Raw genomic sequence first — 18,765 nt, 5'->3', positions numbered from 1 at the left:
GTGGACGCCCTTCGGCATGTCCGGTTATCGGCCCTGGCCAGGGGGCCTAGGGGCGCTGCCTCAAGCGGTCGACGATCGCCCACTCCACCGTGTGCGACAGCTGGATGTACATCCTGCCGGAAGCCGTAGACCCCTCACTGCGGAAGCCCAGGAATTCATAGGATTCCGCATCAAAGATGAGGTAGCTGCCCTTCTGGGACCCCTGTCCGGTGTAAGCGATCCCCACTCCCGTGCGCCCGGCAGAGTCCTTCACGCCCGGAATCGCCTTGACCCCGGGCACCAGGGCCAGTGCCTCGTACGCGGCGGGACGCATCCCGGGGGGCAGCACCGGCTGCTTCAGGAGCTCGCCGAGCAGGAAATAGGCCTGGAACCAGTCGAAGCCGGAGAGGTCGTCGATCGACCGGTCGGTCGTGCCGCGGGCGGAGATGATGGCCGGAACGAGCTTCTCCGGATCGGTCGGGAGCTTCTTGAGCTTGCTCCACTCCCGGGGAGGCCACACGAAGCTGCCGTCCTTCATGGGCTCCTCCCAGATCACGTTGCCGCGCTCCATGGTCAGGGAGCGCTTGGAGCCGTCCACCGAGTCCCAGTTCACGTCCACAAAGGTCTTGACCTTGCCGGTCTTCCGGTCCGTCTCCTTGATGATCCGCTTCGAGTAGATGAACTGGTCGTCGCGCGGCGCTACGGGCGTCTCCTGATTTCCCGCGTACGCCGCCGCCCCGTTCAGCACCTTCGCAGCGGCGGCGTTGCGCATCTGCGGGGCGACCGTGCCCGCGCGGTCCGGGCCTTCGCCCTCGGTGGTGATCAGCACCGCCGTCCCCGTGATCGCCATGGCGACCACCGCGGCTGTCGCGAGGCGCAGCGCGTGGCGGCGGCTGGGTGCGGTGTCGGGGTGCCGCTCCGTGCGCGCAATCGTGTTGAGCAGTCGGTGGCGGGCCTGCGCTCGGGCCGGTTCGGTGAGCGGGGCCGCGTCCGCGTTCCAGTCCCGCAGGAGTTCGAGTTCGTCAGTCATGGCCGGATGCCTCTCGCAGTGTCGTCGGATCGGATCCGCCCAACGCTTCGCGTAGCTTGCTGCGAGCCCGGTGCAGCCGTGATCTGACCGTGCCGATGGGGACACCGAGGGCCTGGGCCACCTCCTCGTAGCCGAGACCGCCCCACGCCACCAGCAGCAGCACGTCCCGGTGCCGCGCAGGCAGTGCGGCCAGTGCCGCCGCCAGCTCGCGGCGTACGGCCTGTGCCCCCACCCGGGCCGCAGCCCGGTCGGCCAGCGGCTCCTCGTGGTCGGCGGGAGCCGGGATGCGGGCCAGGGCCTTGAACCGGCGGGCCTCGGCCCGCCGGTGCCGGCCGACCAGGTTGGTCGCTATGCCGAACAGCCAGGGCCGGGCATTGTCGCCCGTGGCCCGCGCGGGGTCGTACCGGTGCCGCTGCTGGAAAGCAGTGGTGAAGGTCTCCGCCATGAGGTCGTCGGCCGGCTCGCCGCCGAGCCTACGGGCCAGATAACGGTGTACCGCATCCGCGTGCCGGTCGAAGAGCACGGCGAATACCTCGGGCTCATCCCGGGACCGCGCAATTACCAAGGCATCGCTCTCCGCCCCCGTGCGGACGCCTGGCTCGACGGTCATCGGGGCTCCTCTCGTCCTGGGAAACGCTTCGAAGGCTTGGGCTTTCATCTCTCCTTCGCCCGTCGCCCCCGGCGAGTTCCCTCGGGCCCCTGGCCGCCGGTCCCCAGGGCTGCGCCGCGGAAGTTCCGCGGCGCAGCCCTGGAGGGCCGGGTGAGCCTTGCTCAAGTGTCCGAGTCCGATCCTCGGCGTCGCTCACAGGCCGGTGACCGCGAGGGCGTAGAAGCGGGTCGTCTGCTCGGCGCTGTTGTTGTCGTCCGTTACGAGATACAGCGGGCGCCGCCCGTCGTAAGCGCCCTGCGTCAGGCGGGGACCGAGCGCCATGCCCTCGGCGTTTTCCAGGAGGGGGTTGGCCTGAGTCTGCTTCGAAGTGGCGCCGGACGGCGGACACTTGCCCACGTCGACCACTTCGGTCTTGGGGATGAAGGCGACGGACTGTTCGGTCGCGAGGGATTCGGCAGAGCTGACGTCCGGCAGCCCGGCGAACGAGATCTCGCAGATGTGAACGCTGTTGCCCTGCCCCTCGGTGTAGCCGCGCTCCAGCGCGAGGAACCGGTCGTTCCCCACCGTCGTGAGGTCCGCGAGTCGCAGACCCGAGTCCGTCTCGTAGGCGAACTGGGCGTCAGGGACGTACTGGCCGCCCGGCCCTTGCGTGTAGCGCAGGATACGGATCAGCTCGCGTCCCTGGTTCGAGCCGTCGCCTCTGAGCGGCTCCTCCAGGCCCACATACAGATGACGGCCGTCCGGAGAGAGGGCCATCGACTCGAAGATCGCGTTCGCCGCCGCGTCGCCCTTCCCAGAGGTCCGGAATCGTTCCGGCACCGGGAAATCGGCCACCATCTTGCCGGTCACGACGTTGAAGCGGCTGACCGACGGGCCGGACTCGGAGGCCACCAGCACGTGCTCCCCGTCCTTTTCGAGGACGGTGGCCTCGCCGTCGAAGTCATCGGCGCCGTAAGCGCGGCCGTCGTCGGCCCGCCCCACCTGCTGCTTGCCGCGGCGGTCGCCCCCGCTCGCCGCCGCCGCCGTCGTGCACGCCTGGCGGCGCCTCACCAGAATGGGATCCCCGCCTGTCGCTGCTGCCGCACACGCCGCCTCATGGCCGCACCGGGGATGGCGACCGCGAGCAGGACCGGGATCGCAGCGGCGATCCCGACCCAGAGGATGAGGGCGAGGTAACCGAGGGGAGCGTAGTAAGTGTCCGCGTTCGCGAGTTCAACGAAGACAACGCTCACCACGAGCGCAACCACCATGAAGACCGCGATGATGACTGTGAGCCAGGTGAGAATACGGGCCCGTCGCCGGTACATGGCGCTGACCGGCCAGGCCTGCGGTGGCGCGTACGCCCAGGGCGCACCGGGCATCTGGGGCGGGTGAGGGGCTGGCTGCTGATCAGACATGGGGCCCAGTTCTACTGTGCGCGACCCCGAAACACCACCCTCACCGCCGCAGCGCGCCGCCTATTCGGAGACTGCCACCTCGTCAGGGTCGTAGTGGGACGCGACCGCAGGCTGGCCCGTGTAGTTCGGGCCGGCGGCCGGGTCGGCTCCCAGGTAGCGGAAGGGGAGCCTTATGCTGCGCGTCCCCTGGAGCGTGAGGCGGTGGTGGCGGGCGCTGTAGCGGAAGCCGACTGTGCGCAACGCTGTCACGGCAGCCCGCCCGGCAGGTGAACCGTCGGCCCAGCGGATCGAGTCGGGGTCGAAGTGGGCGAGCAGCAGGCCGTCGGGAGCGAGCCAGGAGGCGGCCCCGGCGAGCAGGCCGAGCTGGTCGCCGACGTAGTGCAGGCCGTGCACACAGGTGATCAGGTCGTACGTCCGTTTCGGTGCCCAGTGCGAGACAGAGGCGGTGACCCGTTCCAACGTGGGCGGTGTCGGCACGGGGGCGAGCGGCCCCACCAGGTCGACGCCGGTGAGTACCGCGACGGCAGGAAGAGCGGACGCGGCCTGGTGCAGGGCGCGGCCCTCGCCGCAGCACAGGTCGAGCCACGACGGGGCGGCGGCGCGCTCTGCCAGGTACGCGAGAGGGTCGAAACCGAGCTCACGGGCGTAGCTGTTCACACCGGCCAGACCGCGCTCGCGGTTCATCGCGTTGTTGGCGACCACGGATGATCGTTCCAACTCGGTCGCGGAGACCAGGTGAGAAGTCGTCATGGGACCATTGTCCCGGGCACGGCTCCCACCACCCAGTGACCTTGCGGGGCAGTGAGGGGCGGCCTGCTGGGGCGTAAGGTGCCCGGATGATCCGGATACCAGAGGTGTTCGCGCGGAGCACGGTCGAGCGTGAAGGAGAGGCCGGAGCCGCGTGGCTTGCCGAACTGCCCAGGATCGTGGACGAGTTGCTGGGGCGCTGGGAGTGCGTGCCGGACGGCGAGGTCATGCACGGTGGTGTCGGTGTCATCGTCCCCGTGCGACGGCGGGCCGAGGGGACGGCTGTGCTGAAGGTGTCGTTTCCGCACCCCGGCAACGTCCATGAGCCGGACGCGTTCACGGTGTGGGGCGGGCGCGGGGCCGTCCGGCTGTACGAGCGTGACGACGAGCGGTTCGCGATGCTGCTGGAGCGGGCCAGGACGTCGACTCTGGCCGAGGTCGAGGACGACGACGAGGTGGTGACGGTGGCCGGGCGGCTCAACCGCCGCCTTGCCGTCCCCGCACCGCCCGGGCTGCCCCGGCTGCGCGAGCGGGCCGACGCCTGGGAGGAGCAACTGCGCAGGGACGCCGAGGAGTTGCCGCACACCCTGCCGCGTCATGTCCTGGACGCCGCCCTGGCGACCGTCCGCGAGCTGGGCCGCACCCAGCCGGACACCGTCATCCACGGCGACCTGCACGCCCGCAACATCCTGCGCGCCGACCGCGAGCCCTGGCTGGCCGTCGACCCGAAGGGCTACGCGGGAGACCCGGCCTACGACGGCGGCACGCTGCTCAAGGCGCGCGCACTGAGGCTTCTCGAAGCGGACGACCTGCGCAAGGCGGTCCGCCGCGCGCTGGACGTGTTCGCCGAGGCTGCGGAACTCGACCGCGAACGCGCCCGGCGCTGGGCCCAGTTCCACGCCGTCCAGGCCGCGTTCCACGGCCGCCGCCACGGCTTCCGCGTCGCCCGCAGCGGACCACGACTGGACCGGATCACCGAATTCGCGGACGGCCTGGCGGAGTTGCTCACGGAGGCAGACCCCGACCCACGCTGACCCCGTCGGCCGCCAAAAACGAGCGGCAGTTGAGCCTCGTCCCCGGATACCTTCGGCCGCATGGCAGACGAATTGTTCGGGCATCCACGGCTCGCCGCGATCTACGATGCGCTCGATCCGGATCGCCGCGATCTCGATGCGTACGTCCGTGTCGTGGAGGAGTTCGGGGCGCGCCGGGTGCTGGATATCGGCTGTGGGACAGGGGTGTTGGCGCTTCTGCTGGCCGATCGCGGGATCGAGGTTGTCGGTGTTGATCCTGCCGCCGCGTCCCTCGACGTGGCCCGGGCCAAGCCGGGTGGCGACCGGGTGCGCTGGATCCATGGCGATGCGACAGCGCTTCCGCCGCTGCGAGTTGACCTCGCGACCATGACCGGGAACGCCGCCCAGGCCGTCGTCGACCCGCAGGTCTGGCAGGAGACCCTGCGAGGGGCCTACGACGCGCTGCGGCCGGGCGGGCGGTTCGTGTTCGAGACCCGGGATCCCGCCAGGCGCGCCTGGGAGGCGTGGAACCGGGAGGCCACGTACAGCGTTACGGAGATTCCGGGCGTCGGCACGGTCGAGAACTGGGGCGAGTTGATCGAGGTCAGCGAGCCACTGGTGACGTTCCGCTCGACCTATGTGTTCGCTGCGGACGGGCAGGTGATGACGTCGGACTCGACGCTGCGCTTCCGTGAGCGGGAGGAGGTGGAGGCGGAGTTGGCCGCGCTGGGGTATGTGGTGGAGGACGTTCGGGACGCGCCTGACCGGCCGGGGCGGGAGTTCGTCTTCCTCGCACTGCGGCCGGGTTAGAGCGATACGGGTGTACCGCTCCCGTCACGCCACCGCCGTCGGCGCGACCTCCCGGAGTTCGCGCAATGCCGCCGCCACGGCCGGGCGGTCGTGGCCGGAGGCGCGGGTGCAGGTGAGGAGTTTGCGGTGGGGGTCGCCTGTGCAACGGACTCGGGTGATCGGCAGGTGTGGGGTGATGTGGGCCAGGCGGGGGATCAGGGCGACGCCCAGGCCGTGGGCGACCAGGTGGGCCATGACGTTCCAGTCCATCGCCTGGTGGACGACGTCGGGGGTGAAGCCGGCGCCGCCGCACGCCGAGAGGACGTGCGGGCGGCAGGGGCTCTCGGGGACCGGGGCGATCCACTCCTCGCGCGCGGCGTCCGCGAGGTCGACCCGGTCGAGCCGTGCCAGGCGGTGCGTGTCGGGTACGACCAGGTCGAACGGGTCGTCCAGGAGCGGCTGTTGGTCGAAGCGGGCGTCGCTGAGCGGCGGGTTGAGCGGGGTCGCCTCGACGATCGCCAGATCGATCTCGCCCTCGAAGAGCAGGTCGAAACTCTCCGGGACCTCCGCCTCCTGAATCCTGACGGCCAGCCGCGGATGGCGCTTGCGCAGATGCGCCGCCATCGGGGCGAGCAGCACCGAGATGGCCAGCGGGAAGCCGCTCGTCCGCAGCAGCCCTGCGGGCTCGCCGTGGTCGGCCCGCAGGTCGAGCTCCGCGCGCTCCCAGCGGGCCTGGATCGCGTCGGCGTGCGTGAGCAGACTCCGCGCGGCCGGGGTGAGCCGTACGCCGCGGCCCTGGGGCTCCAGCAGGTCGACGTCCAGGTCACGGGCGAGCTGCCGGATCTGCTGGGAGGCGGCGGACGGGGTGAAGTGCAGGGCACGGGCGGCGGCGGTGACCGTTCCGTAGTGGTCGACCGCCCTCAGGACGTGCAGTCGGCGTAGGTCAATCATGAAGTCCACGCTTCACGATGAAGTCCAGCAAGTCAACCTGGACATACACAAAGGCATCGGTACACCCTGGCTGTGTCGCGACGATCAGCCCAACCGTTCCACCAGGAGGAGTCCGAGATGACCAGCACAGCCGACCGCAGGACCGGCGGCGTATGCCCGCACTGCGGGTGGCCGGACCACGCCGAGCCCTTCCAGGTGGTGTCCCGGCACACCACCGCGGCGGGCGTCACGGTGTGGACGCGCTGCGGCTGCGGTTCGCTCCAGGTGCGCGTCGTGGACGCCACCGGCCTGCGCGTCGTCTCGCGCAGCCGGCCCGCCGACCCCGCCGTGGCGTCAAGGGACCTGTGCGACAGGTGAGTTCGGATGAGTTGTCGAACGGGATTCGACGACCGGCGTGGCGGGAGTTGCTGCGCGAACCGTTGACGCGCAAGGGGTTCGATTCTACGGTCCCGTTCGAAGTCATGACCACTGTTCAGGATTTCGAACGGCCCCCGTAGAACGCCCCCCACCCGTAGGAGGATCCGCGTGAGCCGCACCTCCCGCCGCACCGCTCGCAGAAGCACCCGCAGACCCAGCCGCCGAACCACCCTCCTCGCCGTCCCCGCCGCAATCCTGCTCGCCCTCGTCCCGAGCACCGCGTCCGCGTACCCGAACCCCGGCCGCGTCACCGGCGACATCGTCACCCATGACCCGACGATGATCCGCACCTCGTCGGGCCAGTACCTGCTCTACGCCACCGGCGGCGGCATCTCCAGCAAGACGTCCAGCGACCGCACCGCCTTCCGAAACGGCAGCGACGCCTTCTCCAGCAAGCCGAGCTGGTGGCGGAACTACTCCTCCGTACCGGAGGCCTGGGCGCCCGACATCTCGTACCACGGCGGTAGGTACCTGATGTACTACTCCGTCTCGTCCTTCGGCTCCCAGAACTCGGCAATCGGGCTTGCGACTTCGACGACCGGCCAGCCGGGCAGCTGGAGCGACCAGGGCGTCGTCTACACCTCGAGCTCGTCGACCGACTACAACGCCATCGACCCGAATCTCTTCGTGAACGACGACGGCAAGTGGTGGCTGTCGTTCGGCAGTTGGTGGTCCGGGATCAAGATGATCCAGATCAACCCGTCGACCGGGAAGCAGCTGAGCTCCAACACCACCCGCTACTCGCTCGCCTCCCGCCCCACCGGCACGAAGGCCGTCGAGGCCCCGTACATCGTCAAACGGAACGGCTACTACTACCTGTTCGCCTCGTACGACACCTGCTGCGCCGGCACCAACTCCACGTACAAGGTCAAGGTCGGCCGCGCCACCAGCATCACCGGGCCGTACCACGACAAGAACGGCGTCGCCATGATGAACAACGGCGGTACGCCCGTACTGGAGTCGCACGGCCGCTACATCGGCCCCGGCGGACAGTCGATCATGAACGACGTGGACGGCGACCTGATCGTCTACCACTACTACGACGGCCAGGACAACGGCACTCCCAAGCTCGGCATCAACCTTCTGAACTGGAGCAGCGGATGGCCCGTCGCCTACTGACCCTGCTGGCGGCCCTCCTCCTCGCGCTGTCCCTGGGGCAGTCCTCCGCGAGCGCCGCCTCCTTCACCAACCCGGTCAAGGCGCAGAAGGGCGCCGACCCCTGGATCTCGTACCACGACGGCAACTACTACCTGGTGACGACGAGTTGGACCGATGCCATCACCATCCGCAAGTCGCCGACGCTCGCCGGTCTGTCGAGCGCGCCGAGCGTGCAGGTGTGGACGGGCGACGCGGCCTCGCGCTGCTGCAACATCTGGGCGCCGGAGCTGCACTTCCTGAACGGCCGCTGGTACCTGTACTACGTCGCGGGCCAGAACGTCTCCGACTACATCCCCACCCAGCGCACCCACGTCCTGGAGAGCGCCGGCTCGGACCCGATGGGGCCGTACACGTACAAGAACCAGCTCAACAGCGTCTGGATGCTCGACCCGAGCGTGGCGACCATCAACGGAAGCCTGTACCTGTTCGGCAGCGCGAGCGGCGGCGGTACGCAGAACCTGGTCGCCGCGCGGATGTCCAACCCGTACACGGTCAGCGGCTCGTTCTCGACGATCTCCACGCCCACGCACGACTGGGAGCGCTCGGGCGCCCCGGTCAACGAGGGCCCCGAGATCCTCCAGCGGAACGGGACGACACGGCTGATCTACTCGGCGAGCGGCTGCTGGACCCCCGACTACAAGCTCGGCCAGCTCACCCTCACCGGCTCCAACCCCCTGGCCGCCGCCTCCTGGACGAAGAAGTCCACGCCCGTCTTCCAGCGCAACGACGCCAACGGCGTCTACGGGCCCGGCCACCACGGCCACTTCAAGTCGCCCGACGGCGCCGAGGACTGGTTCGTCTACCACGCCAACGACAACGCGAGCGAGGGCTGCGACAACGGGCGTACGGCGCGGGCGCAGAAGATCACCTGGAACTCGGACGGTTCGCCGAACTTCGGTACGCCGGTGAGGCTCGGCGCCTCGCTCCCCGGGCCCTCGGGGGAGCCGTCGGCCGCCTCGACCACGTACACGGTCGTCAACCGGAACAGCGGCAAGTGCCTTGATCTGGCAGGCAGTTCCAGCGCTGACGGAGCCAATGTGCAGCAGTGGACGTGCAGCGGCGGGAACAACCAGCGCTGGCGTCTGGAGGATCTGGGCGACGACACGCACCGCCTGGTGAACGTCGCGAGCGGCAAGGTGCTGGACACGGCGGACTGCTCCTCGGCCGACGGCGCCGACCTGCGCCAGTGGTCGTGGCTGAACAACACCTGCCAGCGGTTCCGGTTCCACGCCACGAGCGGCGGCTACGTACGGATCGTCAACCAGGCCACCGGCAAGGTCGCCGACGTCGCCGACTGCTCCACCGCCGACGGAGCGGACGTACGGCAGTGGTCGTGGCTGAACAACAACTGCCAGCAGTGGCAGCTACGGCCGGCCTGAGCACGAACCGCGTGAGGGAGCCGCGGCCGGGAGGACATGGGACCCGCTGGCGAAGGTCCTGGGCAACACGGCCCGATCCTCCCGGCCGGCGGAGGCCTCGTCGCGGGAAGAGCGAGGCCTCCGGGCAACCGGTCCGGCTCGTCGGTCAGCCGACCCGGTTGTTCGCGGGGGCGTCCGGCCAAGGGGTGCCGCGGGACGCGGCGGCGGCCGGCCAGCGGGTGGGCTGCGGCATCGGCTGCGGACCGGGCTGGGCGACCGGCGTGAGGCCCGGCTGCTGCTGGGGTTGCGGCTGGCCCACGGGGGTCAGCCACGGTTCCTGCTGCGGCTGGCCGCTCGCGGCCACCGGGCTCAGCCCCGGCTGCTGGGGCTGACCCGCGCCCACGGGGCTCAGACCGGCCTGCTGCTGGGCTTGAGCCATCGCGGTCATCGGCTGCTGAGGCTGCTGCTGGCCTTGCTGTCCCTGTCCCTGTCCCTGACCCATGGCGCCCACAGCGGTAAGCAGCCCCTGCTGCTGCCGCCCCTGGGCGACCGGCGCCAGCTGCGGTTGCTGTTGCTGCTGCGGCCACTGGGCGACCGGCGCCAACTGCGGCTGCTGCTGCGGCTGTTGTTGCTGCTGGCCCTGCCCCTGGGCCGCGGCGGCGAGGCCCTGCATGCCCGATCCGTTCGTGGAGCTGACGAGCCGGTCCACGGCCGCCGTGCCCGAGCTGTAGTTATTGTTCGGCTCAGGCACGGCGGCTCCCCTCCTGGACCCGTAGAGCACCGACTCCAGGCCGGACACCAGGCGACGCACATCCACCTGGGGCCGGACCACGAGTCGCAGGAAGCGACTGGACGAGCCGATCTTGTTGCCGCACTCGCGGACCAGGATCCGGTGCTCGGTGAGCAGCTGATCCCGGACCACGGTGCCCTCGGCGCCCACGGGGAGGCGCACGAAGAGGAAGTTGCCCTGTGACGGATACACCGTCAGACCGGGCAGCTGGGACAGCTGGCGGGCCATGTCGAGGCGGTCGCGGCGGACCTGGTGCAGGCTCTCCAGGTACTCGGCGCCATGGTCCCGGAGCATGAACACCACGGTCTCCGCGAAGGAGTTGAGGTTCCACTTCGGCAGCATGGAGCGGATCTTGCCGGCCAGGGACGGGTTGGCGACCAGGTAGCCGAAGCGGATGCCGTGCAGGCCGAAGTTCTTGCCGAGGCTGCGCAGCACGACCACGTTGGGGCGCATCACCGCGTCCTCGACGACGCTCGGCTCGGCCTCCGCGTCGGCGAACTCCAGGAACGACTCGTCGATGATGATCAGATCCAGATCGGCGAGGGCGTCGCAGAAGGCGAGGATCGTCTGGCGCGGCAGAAAGCCGCCGTCGGGGTTGTTCGGATTGCAGATGACGGCGACCCGGCTGCCGCGGGAGCGGATGAACTGGATGTACTGGGCCGGATCGAGGGCGAAGCCGTTGCTCTCCTGGAGCGGGAACATGTCGACGCGCTTGCCGGTCTCCATCGGCTGGTCGGTCCAGCGGCCGAAGGTGGGGACGGGGATGGCCAGGGACTCGCGCACCATCAAGTGGTCGATCCAGGTGATCAGTTCGGTCGACCCGTTGCCCATCGCGACACACTGCGGGGGCAGTTGGAGCAGATTGCACAGCTCACCGGTGATGGTGTCGGCGCTGCTCGGGTAGAACGTGATGATCTCGCGGAGCCGGTGCGTCAGCTCGTCGAACATCGCGGGCGTCGGAAAGTACGGATTGCACGGGATACAGAAGTCCAGCGGACCCGACTCCCCGCTCTCTCGTGCCAGCGCGGCCATTGACGGGCTGTGCGCGCCGGTGCGGAACAGCGAGGTGACGTTGTCGGCCATGGACCCTCCGTCCGTGGGGGCGGCCCGCGCGGACATGATGCGGGCCGCTTCCTTGTACGGACGGGGATGCGTCGGTGTTCAACTGATGGGAAACCTGGGGAGATTTGTTCTCCCCGGAACGTTTCAGCGGCCGAACGAGTGGACAGTCGCCGAGCGGTACGTCTGGCCTGGCCGGAGCGTCGTGGACGGGAACTCCGGCTGGTTCGGCGAGTCCGGGAAGTGCTGGGTCTCCAGGCACAGCGCGTCGCCCTGGCGGTAGATGGTGCCGCCGGTGCCGACGAGCGTCCCGTCGAGGAAGTTCCCGGAGTAGAACTGCACGCCCGGCTCGGTCGTCGAGATCGACAGGGTGCGGCCGGAGGACGGGTCGCACAGCGTCGCGATGTGCTCGGGCTCGGCCGTGATGCCCTTGTCGAGCACCAGGTTGTGGTCGATGCCCTGCGCGTACAGCAGCTGCTGGTGCGCCCCGCGGAGGTCCCCGCCGACGGTCTTCTTGACGCGGAAGTCGAAGGGGGTGTCCGCGACGGGGGCAAGCTCACCGGTGGGGATGAGGCCCTTGTCGACCGGGGTGTAGCGGGCGGCGGCGATCGTCAGCTCGTGGTCGTAGATGGAACCGCTGTTCTCGCCCGCGAGGTTCCAGTACACATGGCTGGTGAGGTTGACGACCGTCGCCTTGTCGGTGGTGGCCTCGTAGTCGATACGCCAGTCGCCCTGCTGGGTCAGGATGTACGTGACCTTCGTCTTCAGCGTGCCGGGATAGCCCATCTCGCCGTCGACGGACGTGTAGGACAGGTACAGACCGACGTCGGAGCCCTCGGTGAAGGGCTCGATGTCCCACACGCGCTTGTCGAAGCCCTTGGCGCCGCCGTGCAGGCTGTTCTCGCCGTCGTTGACGTCCACCTGGTACGCCTTGCCGTCCAGCGTGAACTTGCCCTGGTCGATGCGGTTTCCGTACCGGCCGATCAGCGCGCCGAAGTACGGGCTGGAAGCGACGTAGTCCTCGATGGTGGCGAAACCGAGGGACACGTTCGCGTACCGGCCGCGGCTGTCGGGGATCTCCAGGGACTGGACGATGCCGCCGTAGGAGAGGACCTTCAGGCGCGTGCCGCCGTTCTCCAGCGACCAGCGGTAGATCTTCGTCCCGTCGGCGAGCTTGCCGAAGAGCTCCTTCACGGGCTTCCTGCCTCCTGTGGCCGTGGGCGGACATGGGTACGGGGGCCCTCGCGGGCCCCCGTACGGAAAGGAAACTTACGAACCGACCTTGCGCTTGTTCCACACGTCGAAGCCGACCGCCGCGAGCAGCACCAGGCCCTTGATGACCTGCTGCCAGTCGCTGCCGACACCGACGAGGTTCATGCCGTTGTTCAGCACGCCGAGGACGAGACCACCGATGATCGCGCCGAGGACCGTGCCGACGCCGCCGCTCATCGACGCGCCGCCGATGAAGGACGCGGCGATCGCCTCGAGCTCGAAGTTCACACCGGCCTTGGGCGAGGCCGCGTTGAAGCGGGCCGCAAAGACCAGACCGGCCAGCGCCGCGAGCATGCCCATGTTGAGGAAGACCAGGAAGGTGACCTTCTTGTCCCGCACACCGGACAGCTTCGCCGCGGGCAGGTTGCCGCCGATCGCGTACACGTGGCGGCCGATGACGGCGTTGCGCATGACGTAGCCGAAGCCGACGACGAGGACGCCGAGGATGAGCAGCACCACCGGGGCGCCCTTGTAGCTGGCGAGCATCATCGTGACCGTGAGGACGGCGGCGACGAGCGCCACGATCTTCAGCAGGAAGAGCTTGGTGGGCGGCACGTCGAGCGCGAACTCCTGCTGCCGCCTGCGGTCACGGACCTCCTGCAGCACCACGAACGCGATCACGGCGAAGCCGAGGAGCAGGGTGAGGTTGTGGTAGTTGGTGTCCGGCCCGACCTCGGGAAGGAAGCCGTTGGAGACGTCCTGCAGACCCTTGGGGAACGGGCCGATCGTCTGGCCTTCGAGGAAGATCTCCGTCAGACCGCGGAAGAGCAGCATTCCCGCGAGGGTGACGATGAAGGATGGTATGCCGAGATAGGCGATGAAGAACCCTTGCAGGGCTCCGGCGGCGGCGCCCAGGAGCAGGCACAGCACCACGGCCAGTGGCCAGGCCACGTCGTGATTGACCATCAGTACGGCACCGACCGCGCCCACGAAGGCGGTGAGTGAGCCGACCGACAGGTCGATGTGGCCCGCGATGATGACGAGCATCATGCCGATCGCGAGGATCAGGATGTAGCTGTTCTGCAGCACCAGGTTGGAGACGTTGCGCGGCAGCAGCAGGTCGCCGTCCGTCCACACCGCGAACAGCACCACGATCAGGCCGAGAGCGATCAGCATGCCGTACTGCCGCATGTTGCGGCGCATGCCGTCCATCATCAGCTGCAGCAGGCCGTCGCCCCCGGTCGAGCCGCCCTTGCCGGCGGGCGCCGGGGTCGGGGACTTGGCGGTCACATTCGTGCTCATCCGTCTTACCTCTTGTCCTTCGTCATCTGGCGCATCAGCACTTCCTGCGTGGCCTCGGCCCGCGGGACCTCACCGGTCAGCTTTCCGGCGGCCATCGTGTAGATGCGGTCGCACATTCCGAGCAGTTCCGGCAGCTCGGAGGAGATGAAGACGACCGCCTTGCCCTCGGCGGCCAGTTTGTCGATGACCGTGTAGATCTCGAACTTGGCGCCCACGTCGATGCCGCGGGTCGGCTCGTCCAGAATCAGCACGTCCGGACCGGCGAAGATCCACTTGCTGAGGACGACCTTCTGCTGGTTGCCGCCGGACAGCTTGCCCACCGGCTCGAAGACGGTCGGCGCCTTGATGTTCATCGACTTGCGGAAGCCCTCGGCGACCTGCCGCTCGTCGTGCTCGTCGACGACACCGCGCTTGGCGACCTTGCCGAGGGCGCTGAGCGAGATGTTCCGGTTGATGGTGTCGATGAGGTTGAGGCCGTAGTGCTTGCGGTCCTCGGTGACGTACGCGATCCCGTGCTTGACCGCCTCGGGCACGGTCTTCGTACGGATCTCCTTGCCGTCCTTGAGGACGGTGCCGCCCGCGTACCGGCCGTAGGTGCGCCCGAAGACGCTCATCGCGAGCTCGGTGCGCCCGGCTCCCATGAGCCCCGCGATGCCCACGATCTCCCCGCGGCGCACCTGGATCGACACGTCGTCGACCACCTTGCGCTGCTGGTCGATCGGGTGGTGGACGGTCCAGTTGCGGATCTCCAGGGCCGGAGCCGCGCCCACCTCCGTGTCGTGCGGGGTGCGCTCCGGGAAGCGGTGGTCGAGGTCGCGCCCGACCATGCCGCTGATGATCCGGTCCTCGGTGGTCTCCGGCGCCTTCACGTCGAGCGTCTCGATGGACCGCCCGTCGCGCAGGATCGTCACCGAGTCCGCGACGCTCTCGATCTCGTTGAGTTTGTGCGAAATGATGATCGAGGTGATGCCCTGCTCCTTCAGCCCCAGGATGAGCTGGAGGAGCTTGCCGGAGTCCTCGTCGTTCAGAGCCGCCGTCGGCTCGTCGAGGATCAGCAGCTTCACCTTCTTCGACAGCGCCTTCGCGATCTCGACGAGCTGCTGCTTGCCCACGCCGATGTCGGCGACCCGGGTGTCCGGGTGTTCGTCGAGCCCGACCCTGCGCAGCAGTTCGGTCGCGTGCTTCAGCGTCTCGGTCCAGCTGATGAACCCGCGCGTGGCGTGTTCGTTGCCGAGGAAGATGTTCTCCGCGATGGAGAGATACGGCACCAGCGCAAGCTCCTGGTGGATGATCACGATGCCGTGCTGCTCGCTCGCCCGGATGTCCTTGAAGGAGCAGGCCTCTCCCTCGAAGAGGATCTCGCCCTCGTAGCTGCCGTGCGGATGGACGCCGGAGAGGACCTTCATGAGGGTCGACTTTCCGGCGCCGTTCTCACCGCAGATGGCGTGGACCTCGCCCGGCCGGACGCTCAGGGAGACGTCCGAGAGCGCCTTGACGCCCGGAAAGGTCTTGACGATCGAGCGCATTTCCAGGACGGGTCCCGCCATGGTCGTGCCTTCCAATCCCTAGGGGGTGGCGGTCAGTTGACGTCGCTGGCCTTGACGTAGCCGGAGTCGATGACGACCTTCTGGTAGTTGGTCTTGTCGACGCTCACCGGGGTCAGCAGGAACGCGGGCACGACCTTCGCGCCGTTGTTGTACGACTTGGTGTCGTTGATCTCGGGCTTCTTGTCGTTGAGTACCGAGTCGACCATGTTCGCGGCGACCTTCGCGAGCTCACGGGTGTCCTTGAAGACGGTCGCCGTCTGCTCGCCCGCCTTGATCGACTTCAGCGAGGCGACCTCGGCGTCCTGTCCGGTGACGACCGGCATCGGCTTGCTCTTGCCGTAGTCGTCCGACTTCAGCGCCGACAGGATGCCGATGGAGATGCCGTCGTACGGCGAGAGCACCGCGTCGACCTTGTCCTTCCTGTAGGCCGCGGTCAGGAGCTCCTCCATGCGCTTCTGGGCGGTGCCACCGTCCCAGCGCAGCGTGGTGACCTGGGTCAGCTTCGTCTGGCCCGACTTGACCACGAGCTGCTTCTTGTCGATGTAGGGCTGGAGGACCTTCATCGCGCCGTTGAAGAAGTACTGGGTGTTGTTGTCGTCGTTCGAGCCCGCGAAGAGCTCGACGTTGAACGGGCCCTTCTTGGAGCCGTCCTGCAGACCGAGCTTCTCGACGATCTGGGTGCCCTGCAGCTCGCCGACCTTCTCGTTGTCGAACGACGCGTAGTAGTCGACGTTCGGCGAGTTGAGGATCAGGCGGTCGTAGGAGATCACCGGGATGTCGGCGTCCTTGGCCTGCTGGAGAACGTTGTCCAGCGACTTGTTGTCGATCGCGGCGATGATCAGCGCGGAGACACCCTGCGTGATCATGTTCTCGATCTGCGAGACCTGGGTGTCGGGGTCGTCCTCACCGAAGGCCAGCTTGGTCTTGTAGCCGGCCGCCTTGAGGTTCTTCTCCACGTTGGCGCCGTCGGCGATCCAGCGCTCGGAGGACTTGGTCGGCATGGCGATACCGACGGTGGAGCCCTTCGTGTCTCCCTTGTCGCTCTCGCTGCCGCCTTCGCTGTCCTGACCGCAGGCGGAGAGGGTGAGGGCGAGGGAGGAGGCCGCGGCTATGACAGCGAGGGCACTTCTGCGGTTGCGCATGATCATCATCCTTGATGTGTGAGGGTGCGCCGGATCGATCTGACGGGGCTGTCGGATTGTGTGCGGCTGCGTGAGCTTTTGTGAAGAGGGTTTAGCCGGAACGTTATGAGGGAATTTCGAACCGGTTCAGCTTGCCGGGCAGCCGCGAGCCCAGCGGCGCCATCTCGCCATCCGCTCCATGCCGCGCGAGCAGGTCCAAAGCGAGCCGGCCGCGCCGCACCCGCTCCTTGGCCGTGCTCAGGGTCAGATCCCGCATATGGGCCCCGTACGGGTAGATCCCGGGGGCCTTGGACAGGCCGAACTTCAGGTAGAGCGGGGCGCCGCGCCGGATCAGCTCGGCGACCTCGTACATTCGCACATAGCCGCCGAGATCGTCCGGGGCCTCGATGTACATGTCCATGGGGGCCGCGCTGACCCGGCGGATCTCCGTGAGATGGTCCAGGGTCAGATCGCTGGGCACATTGATGGAGTCGCCGCCGAGCTGCTCGTACACCGCGTACGCGGCCGGGTTGACGGGGCCGATCAGCGCGGAGACCTTGAGCGTCGTGTCGGCGGGGATGATCCCGGCCGCACGTGCCCGGTGCAGGGTCCACAGCACGCCCTCGTCAGCCACGAGGAGGCACTTTACGCCCAACTCCGTTGCACGGACGGCGTCTTCAAGACACCCGGCGACCGCGTCATGACCGCGGGCGCGCAGACCTCCGCCGCGGGAGTCGGTACGGGTCGAGCCGCCGATGTCCCAGGTGCCGCGCGGGCCCGTGAACAGGCAGAGCTCGATGTCGCGCTCGGCGGTGGCCTCGACCATCTCGGTGATCTCGGCGTCGCTCAGCATCCATACGCCGCTGCCCTGGCTGATCCGGTGGATCGGCACATCGAGCCGAGAAGACTCCTTGAGGACCACGGCCAGCGCCTCGGGACCCTCGCACGAGGGGATCTCGGTGCGCCAGCGGCCGCCTCCGGGGAAGCTGTGCGGTGAGGCGTCGGCGGGGTCGAGGGCGGGCGCGCTCAGGCCGAGCGCGGCGAGCTGCGGCTCACCGGGTCGACGGGCGGCCGTGGCGGAGGCGTCGGTCACAACTGTCCTTCTTCGCGTTCGATGTTTCGGACATGGTTCGTGTGGAAGCACGCCGGTACGGAGCGTCAGGTCTCCGTACCGGCGTGCGGCTTGTGGGGCGGTGCGGGCGCCACAGGAACTATGGCTTGATCAGCACCTTGCCGACCTTCGGGTCGCCGGAGCCGACGAGCTCGATGGCGTGCGCGAACTCCTCCAGCGGCAGCTCGTGGGTGACCAGCGGCAGCGGATTCAGCAGACCGGCACCGAACACCCGCACCGTGTGCGCCCAGGCCTCCGGAGCCGCACCGAACACGGTGTGCACCTCCAGCTGCCGTACGACGAGATCGGTGGGGTCGAGTCCGTCGGCACCCGGAGCGGGGATACCGGTCAGGACGAGCCGTCCGCCGCGTCTGAGCAGGGCGGCGGCGGTGCGGGCCGCGTCCGCGGACCCGGCGGTCTCGATGACGACGTCGAAGTCGTCGGGGAGCTCCTCGTCCTTGGTACGGAAGTCCGTGGCGCCGAAGTCCTTGGAGAGGACCGCGCGGTCCGGGCGGGTGCCGACCACGAGCAGTTCGGCCGGGGAACCCGCCTTCAGGAACTGCACGGCGAACATCCCGAGCGTCCCGGTGCCGACGACGGCCACCTTCTCGCCCGGCCGGGCGTTCGCCTTGAGCGCGGCGGCCGCGATGCAGGCGGCCGGCTCCAGCAGGGCGGCGGCGGTCAGGTCCGCGTCGTCGGAGAGGACGTGGAGCAGCCGGGCCGGGAGCGTCAGCGTGGCCGCCATCGCGCCGGGCTGCGTGAACCCCGTCTCCTCGTATCCCGCGGTGCACAGTGTGGTCTCGCCCGCGTGGCAGCGGTCGCAGACCTGGCAGTTGCGGAAGCCCTCACCGACCACCTTGCGGCCGACGAGGGACTCCGGAACCCCGGACCCCACCGCCTCGACCGTCCCGGACCACTCATGGCCCGGCGTGAGGGGGTAACGGACGTACCCCTCGGGCCTGTTGCCCTGGTACACCTCACGGTCACTGCCGCAGATGCCGCTCGCGTGGACCCGTACGAGGGCCTCCCCGGCGGCCGGAGCGGTGGGCTCGTGCGGGACCAGCCGGTGCTCGCCCGGCGCCTCGATGACGACGGCCTGGGCGGCGCTCATGACTGCTCCATGTCGAGGTGGCGTGTCGGGGTTCCGAAGGGGCGGTGGCCGCCCCTTCGGACC

General features: G+C 68.8%; 17 protein-coding genes and 1 pseudogene. 5 read left to right on the top strand and 13 right to left on the bottom strand.

All coding sequences use genetic code 11. From position 1 onward, the window contains the following. Positions 1-46: 46 nt before the first annotated feature. The 5 genes from ACYVO6_RS37275 to ACYVO6_RS37255 all read right to left on the bottom strand — a co-directional run bounded on the left by ACYVO6_RS37275 (position 47) and on the right by ACYVO6_RS37255 (position 3,766). On the bottom strand, positions 47-1,009 hold the full coding sequence (locus ACYVO6_RS37275) for a CU044_5270 family protein (RefSeq protein ID WP_461069213.1): 963 nt from the start codon (positions 1,007-1,009) through the stop codon (positions 47-49). Next, positions 1,002-1,619 carry an RNA polymerase sigma factor gene (locus tag ACYVO6_RS37270; protein WP_461069211.1) on the bottom strand — a complete coding sequence of 206 codons (618 nt, stop codon included), beginning with the start codon at positions 1,617-1,619 and terminating at the stop codon, positions 1,002-1,004. Before ACYVO6_RS37270 ends, ACYVO6_RS37275 begins: the two co-directional genes overlap by 8 nt. A gap of 192 nt (positions 1,620-1,811) precedes the next feature. After that, positions 1,812-2,669 carry an esterase-like activity of phytase family protein gene (locus ACYVO6_RS37265; RefSeq protein ID WP_461069209.1) on the bottom strand — a complete coding sequence of 286 codons (858 nt, stop codon included), beginning with the start codon at positions 2,667-2,669 and terminating at the stop codon, positions 1,812-1,814. Further along, positions 2,666-3,016 (bottom strand): hypothetical protein, encoded by a 351-nt coding sequence (locus ACYVO6_RS37260; RefSeq protein WP_461069207.1) that lies wholly within the window; start codon positions 3,014-3,016, stop codon positions 2,666-2,668. The genes ACYVO6_RS37265 and ACYVO6_RS37260 overlap by 4 nt, the downstream gene beginning before the upstream one ends. Before the next feature lie 60 nt (positions 3,017-3,076). After that, a complete protein-coding gene (locus tag ACYVO6_RS37255; protein ID WP_461069205.1) occupies positions 3,077-3,766 on the bottom strand; it encodes a class I SAM-dependent methyltransferase in 690 nt (229 codons plus the stop codon). Positions 3,767-3,852: 86 nt separating this feature from the next. Between ACYVO6_RS37255 and ACYVO6_RS37250 the strand changes: the two genes are divergently transcribed. Beyond that, positions 3,853-4,797, top strand: coding sequence for an aminoglycoside phosphotransferase family protein (locus ACYVO6_RS37250; protein ID WP_461069203.1), 945 nt, complete (start codon positions 3,853-3,855; stop codon positions 4,795-4,797). Positions 4,798-4,857: 60 nt separating this feature from the next. Next, a complete protein-coding gene (locus ACYVO6_RS37245; RefSeq protein WP_461069201.1) occupies positions 4,858-5,586 on the top strand; it encodes a class I SAM-dependent methyltransferase in 729 nt (242 codons plus the stop codon). A gap of 24 nt (positions 5,587-5,610) precedes the next feature. On the opposite strand, the gene ACYVO6_RS37240 is transcribed toward ACYVO6_RS37245, so the two are convergent. After that, positions 5,611-6,516 (bottom strand): LysR family transcriptional regulator, encoded by a 906-nt coding sequence (locus tag ACYVO6_RS37240; RefSeq protein WP_461069199.1) that lies wholly within the window; start codon positions 6,514-6,516, stop codon positions 5,611-5,613. 117 nt (positions 6,517-6,633) lie between these two features. On the opposite strand from ACYVO6_RS37240, the gene ACYVO6_RS37235 reads away from it, so the two are divergent. The 3 genes from ACYVO6_RS37235 to ACYVO6_RS37225 all read left to right on the top strand — a co-directional run bounded on the left by ACYVO6_RS37235 (position 6,634) and on the right by ACYVO6_RS37225 (position 9,470). After that, positions 6,634-6,873, top strand: coding sequence for a hypothetical protein (locus ACYVO6_RS37235; RefSeq protein ID WP_461069197.1), 240 nt, complete (start codon positions 6,634-6,636; stop codon positions 6,871-6,873). A gap of 168 nt (positions 6,874-7,041) precedes the next feature. Next, positions 7,042-8,052 (top strand): arabinan endo-1,5-alpha-L-arabinosidase, encoded by a 1,011-nt coding sequence (locus tag ACYVO6_RS37230; protein ID WP_461069195.1) that lies wholly within the window; start codon positions 7,042-7,044, stop codon positions 8,050-8,052. Further along, complete coding sequence (locus tag ACYVO6_RS37225) at positions 8,034-9,470, top strand: family 43 glycosylhydrolase (RefSeq protein ID WP_461069193.1); 1,437 nt, start codon at positions 8,034-8,036, stop codon at positions 9,468-9,470. Before ACYVO6_RS37230 ends, ACYVO6_RS37225 begins: the two co-directional genes overlap by 19 nt. A gap of 145 nt (positions 9,471-9,615) precedes the next feature. Here ACYVO6_RS37225 and ACYVO6_RS37220 read toward each other — a convergent pair whose 3' ends face one another. From ACYVO6_RS37220 to ACYVO6_RS37190, 7 genes and pseudogenes are all read right to left on the bottom strand, one after another. Then, positions 9,616-11,322: a pyridoxal phosphate-dependent aminotransferase gene (locus tag ACYVO6_RS37220; protein ID WP_461069191.1), complete on the bottom strand. Its 1,707-nt coding sequence runs from the start codon at positions 11,320-11,322 to the stop codon at positions 9,616-9,618. Positions 11,323-11,445: 123 nt separating this feature from the next. Continuing rightward, positions 11,446-12,513, bottom strand: a pseudogene (locus ACYVO6_RS37215) (aldose epimerase family protein); the annotation flags it as partial. A gap of 54 nt (positions 12,514-12,567) precedes the next feature. Further along, positions 12,568-13,812 (bottom strand): multiple monosaccharide ABC transporter permease, encoded by a 1,245-nt coding sequence (gene mmsB, locus ACYVO6_RS37210; RefSeq protein WP_461069189.1) that lies wholly within the window; start codon positions 13,810-13,812, stop codon positions 12,568-12,570. A gap of 5 nt (positions 13,813-13,817) precedes the next feature. Further along, positions 13,818-15,359, bottom strand: a complete 1,542-nt coding sequence (gene mmsA / locus ACYVO6_RS37205) for a multiple monosaccharide ABC transporter ATP-binding protein (RefSeq protein ID WP_461069187.1) — start codon at positions 15,357-15,359, stop codon at positions 13,818-13,820. 32 nt (positions 15,360-15,391) lie between these two features. Beyond that, positions 15,392-16,501, bottom strand: coding sequence for a multiple monosaccharide ABC transporter substrate-binding protein (chvE, locus tag ACYVO6_RS37200; protein ID WP_461069185.1), 1,110 nt, complete (start codon positions 16,499-16,501; stop codon positions 15,392-15,394). A 103-nt stretch (positions 16,502-16,604) separates the two neighbouring features. Beyond that, positions 16,605-17,573, bottom strand: coding sequence for a hypothetical protein (locus ACYVO6_RS37195; RefSeq protein WP_033320709.1), 969 nt, complete (start codon positions 17,571-17,573; stop codon positions 16,605-16,607). A gap of 118 nt (positions 17,574-17,691) precedes the next feature. Next, positions 17,692-18,702: a zinc-dependent alcohol dehydrogenase gene (locus ACYVO6_RS37190; RefSeq protein WP_461069182.1), complete on the bottom strand. Its 1,011-nt coding sequence runs from the start codon at positions 18,700-18,702 to the stop codon at positions 17,692-17,694. Positions 18,703-18,765: the final 63 nt, after the last annotated feature.

This window comes from Streptomyces pseudoechinosporeus (assembly GCF_054783935.1).
This window is presented reverse-complemented; position numbering and strand designations above follow the sequence as displayed.